The sequence below is a fragment of the Neisseria sp. P0022.S010 genome, assembly GCF_051956635.1.
The window spans coordinates 1-4,273 of sequence record NZ_JBQCXF010000252.1 but is presented as its reverse complement, the minus strand read 5'-3'; the positions used below and the strand labels follow the sequence as shown (position 1 = coordinate 4,273).

General features: G+C 48.5%; 3 protein-coding genes and 2 pseudogenes. 2 read left to right on the top strand and 3 right to left on the bottom strand.

Translation table 11 applies throughout. The annotated features are described in order from the left end of the window. The coding region (locus tag ACTHUT_RS14740; protein ID WP_440418966.1) for a transferrin-binding protein-like solute binding protein at positions 1-1,790 on the top strand (1,790 nt) is incomplete at its 5' end. A gap of 122 nt (positions 1,791-1,912) precedes the next feature. Then, positions 1,913-2,521 (top strand): annotated as a pseudogene (locus tag ACTHUT_RS14735) (IS5 family transposase); the annotation flags it as partial. Between the two features lie 149 nt (positions 2,522-2,670). Here ACTHUT_RS14735 and ACTHUT_RS14730 read toward each other — a convergent pair. From ACTHUT_RS14730 to ACTHUT_RS14720, 3 genes and pseudogenes are all read right to left on the bottom strand, one after another. Then, a pseudogene (locus ACTHUT_RS14730) lies at positions 2,671-3,345 on the bottom strand (RNA repair transcriptional activator RtcR family protein); the annotation flags it as partial. Positions 3,346-3,424: 79 nt separating this feature from the next. Continuing rightward, positions 3,425-3,949: a hypothetical protein gene (locus ACTHUT_RS14725; RefSeq protein WP_440418965.1), complete on the bottom strand. Its 525-nt coding sequence runs from the start codon at positions 3,947-3,949 to the stop codon at positions 3,425-3,427. A gap of 42 nt (positions 3,950-3,991) precedes the next feature. Next, the coding region (locus ACTHUT_RS14720; protein ID WP_440418964.1) for a hypothetical protein at positions 3,992-4,273 on the bottom strand (282 nt) is incomplete at its 5' end.

The window sequence follows — 4,273 nt, the reverse complement described above, 5'->3', positions numbered from 1 at the left end:
AAGCCAAGAAAGCTGAAGAAGCCAAGAAAGCTGAAGAAGCCAAGAAAGCTGAAGAAGCCAAGAAAGCTGAAGAAGCCAAGAAAGCTGAAGAAGCCAAGAAAGCTGAAGAAGCCAAGAAAGCTGAAGACGCTAAGAAAGCTGAAGAAGCCAAGAAAGCTGAAGAAGCCAAGAAAGCTGAAGACGCTAAGAAAGCTGAAGAAGCCAAGAAAGCTGAAGACGCTAAGAAAGCCAATGAGGCCAATTCAGGTCAAGGTTTTGGCGGCGAAGGCAAAGTAATGGGCAAGGCTTTGGATGGCGGTGTCTTGGTAGCGAAAAAACGTGAAACCGGCGATTTGGAATATGCCAAAACCGAAGCTCCGACTGCCTCGGATAAAAACAGCGTCGTACTTGATGGTGTCGCCATTAATACCAAAGACGTTAAAGCGGGTGAGTTTACGTTGGGCGAAAAAAGTATGAACGGCGGTAAAGCCGATGCAGCACAATATGCGGTACACAGCGGCGACCTGTTGCCTGACGTTCGTTACGGCGGTGTTGCCGATGTCAGCGATCTGCGTGATGTGAAACAGGCGTTGTTTGTCCAAGGCACGCCGTCAGGCAGTGATACCGTTGCAGCCCAAAGAGGGGATGCAACCTATAAAGGCATCGGCCTGCATTTCCAAAACGGACTGCCGATCAATACAAGAGATCTGCAAGAAATTTTTGAAACCGGTTCGCAAGCCAAGCTGGCCAATCTGTATCCTGCCGCCAAAGCAACCGATGTTACCGCAAAAGTCAATTTCGACCAAAAAACCATCAATGTCAGCATCAACCGCTATTCCGATCAAACGGTTGGCGGTGGTAGTGGTGGCAACAGAATTGCAGGTGTCGTCAAGTCCAATGCGCGCGATATGGCGGAAAATCTGTCTTTCAATGGCGATTTGCACGGCAACACCTTCTCCAACAAGCAAGGTACGATGCAAGGCGGATTCTTTGGCGCGAAGGCAGACCAACTTGCCGGTACATATAGTGCGGCAGGCAAAAACCAACGTGATGAAGACGTAGTGGCGCGCGGTGTGTTTGGTGCAAAACGCCAAGATGCGGCAGCTCAAGCAGGCGGACAGCCTGATGTGCCGGTTGCCAAACCCGATACGCCCGTAACCAAACCTAAAGGTGATGCCGCTGCGGCCGAATTGAAAAAAGGTGAAACAGGCGAGCAATATATCTTATCGAATATCGCGGACTTGACCAAAGTCATTATCAACGGTACGGCAATCGCTTTGGCACCTGTTACCAACAAGCTCCATCAAACTGAATTGGGTTCGGACTACAAATCGTTTGTTGCTTCAGGCAATTTGAGCAATGTTGTCTTCGGTGCGGCAAAACTTGCCGATAATGCCTACTCCTTGTTTGTTCAGGGGGTAATGAGTACCTCTCTACCGTCCGGTACGGCTAAATACGCAGGCGAGGTGTTGAATTTCCGTGCCCGCAACTTGGATGATAGGGAAAACTGGGTGGATGCCGGCAACACCTACCGTACCACCGGTTCGTTTACCGCAGATGTCAACTTCGATACCAAGACTATCGCAGGTAAAATCAATAGTGGTGACAGATGGTTCATGAATGAACGAGCCTTTACCGCAGGTATTACAGGTAGCAGCTTTAATGGTAAATGGACTTCAGATGCACAAGGCTCTGTAACCGGCGGATTCTACGGTGACAAAGCTGCCGAAATGGCTGGGCGATACAGTTATCATGACAAAGAAGATAAAAGTAACAATGCCTTCGGTGTATTCGGCGGTAAAAAACAATAACCGTCTGTTTAAGCTGAAAACAAACCGCCTGAAAAGGCGGTTTGTTTTTGAGTGGGTAGGATTTTCAGACGACCTTTTACGGTAACAACAATCTAGAGAGCAATTTACCCGCTAAAAGGTCTCAAATAGAGAAAGCATCCGCCGCCGTCATTGACGCCACCATTATTCAGACCGCCGGCAGCAAACAGCGTCAGGCCATAGAAGTCGATGAAGAAGGACAAGTCAGCGGACAAACCACACCGAGTAAGGACAAAGATGCCCGTTGGATAAAGAAAAACGGCCTCTACAAACTCGGTTACAAACAACATACCCGTACCGATGAGGAAGGCTATATCGAGAAACTGCACATCACTCCCGCCAATACCCATGAGTGCAACCACCTGTCGCCTTTGTTGGAGGGCATTGCCGAAGGTACGACCGTCTATGCCGACAAAGGCTACGACAGTGCGGAAAACCGGCAACATCTGGAAGAGCATCAGTTGTTAGACGGCATTATGCGCAAAGCCCACCGCAGCCGTCCGCTGACGGAAAATCAAACGAAGCGTAACCGGTATTTGTCGAAAACCCGTTATGTGGTCGAACAAAGCTTCGGTACGCTGCACCGTAAATTCCGCTATGCGCGGGCCACCTATTTTGATCTATTTAAAGTGAGTGCGCAAAGCCATCTGAAGGCGATGTGTTTGAACCTGTTGAAAGCGGCTAACAGGCTAAGTGTGCCTGTTGCTGCCTAAAAGGCGGTCCGGATGCCTGATTATCAGGTATCTGGGGAGGATTAAGGGGGCATTTGGGTAAAATTAGGAGGTATTGGGGGAGGGAAATAGTCGAAAACCTTTGTTTAGGTTTTGGCTGTTGGGGGAAAGGCTTTTTGCAAAGGTCTCTATTTGCCTGCGCCTGTCGGGCCGGAAAGCAGAATGGGGGAAGGGGAGTTGAGTGCGACTTGTTCTATTTCAGCAATCATGCGGTTGAAGACGGCGTTTTGGGTGGAAATGCCGCTTTTCAGGTAGCGCACTGCGTCATCGCGTACGGCGGCAAGGCGTTCAGCCAGTACGTCGTAACGAGCCAAGTCTAAATCGATGATTTCATAACTGCCTACATTGCCGTTCTCCATACTGCGTCTTTGATTTTTGGGAGGAGCGGTTTGTAACAGTACGCCGGGGATTTGACGCGATTCCACCAATAAGAACAGGCAGATTTGGGCAACGTGTGTACCTGTGGTGATGTGGGTGAGATAGGTTTCTTCGTCTGTATCAAATGGATAGCCTGCTGCCCAGTCGTGCAATTTAGTATAAACCTCGGAGAAATCCCACGGGTTTGCCAGCTCCATAGGCACGAGAGTGACGACTGTGTGCGGCGATACCTGCTGAATATCGGCTTTTACATGATCCGCCAGTTCGCGGTATTTCTCCGCATAAAACAGCTCAATACGGTCAAGCTGAAAATCCTGACGTTGATTCATGGCGACATTCGGCCGCCACTTCTGCCAACGCCCTTGACCGAAACCGCTGTCCAATACCGTGCCGAGAAAACTGACGGCGACTTGTTTTTTGTTACTCATCTTTTATTCCGTTTGAGTCTCAGACAGCCTTGTATTCAAGCTGCCTTCTTCATGTTTGAGATAGCCTGAAAAACTCTTTTTACTCAGACGGTATCACTAACATAGGAATAACAAGCGTCCATTTTTCCAGCTTTTTAGTGCCGATTTTTTCTGGGATACGTTGGTGAAATGATTCTCCGACTTCGTCTAAATAACGTACTCTGAAAGTGTTGGCATAGGCGGTAGTTTTTGTCGGCAACGGTGGTAATTTGACGGTACGGGCAACTTCAATATCATCAGAAAGGGAAATATATCTGCCATCCTCCGTCCGCTTCATTTCCAGTGGGTCGTCTTTTTTCAGCTTCGCAGCAGCAAACAGACGTTGTTTCACAGTTTCGACATTGTTGTGACAGACAATGAAGTCGATATCCAAATCACTTTTGCTATCGGTTTTTCCCTCGACTGCCGTGTTTCGATAAGCTGCCAAACGTCTGTATTCGGTATTCAACTTAGGTAATTCGGTAAAGATTTGAGCCACGTTTTCAATATCATCAGGTAGCTTTGCCACCCAAGGATGCTCTGGGGTAGTTTGCAGTAGGGTCAGTGTTTCTATGGCACGAGTCATAGCGACGTAATAAAGCCTCTGTTCGGCTTCGTCAACTCCCTGCTAACCGCCGTCTAAAATGAAGACGTGCTTAAACTCCAACCCCTTGACTGCGTGTGCCGTGCCTAGAAATATACCTTCCGAACGGGTTTCATGTTCATCACCTACATACTCGTAGAGCCAGCTTTTCAGAAAGGCGGACGAATATCGGTTAACACTGCCACTACCGTTTTCAGACGACCCGTTGTCTTCTATGGGCGACGCTTGGATTTCTGCCTCACGACTCTCTGCAAGGTTATCCGACTTTTCAGGTAGCTTCTCATCTTGCAGTGGATATTCGTTTAA

Coding starts and splice junctions, on each gene's coding strand:
- ACTHUT_RS14725 (WP_440418965.1), bottom strand. CDS start 3,949: ATGACTCGTGCCATAGAAACACTGACCCTACTGCAAACTACCCCAGAG.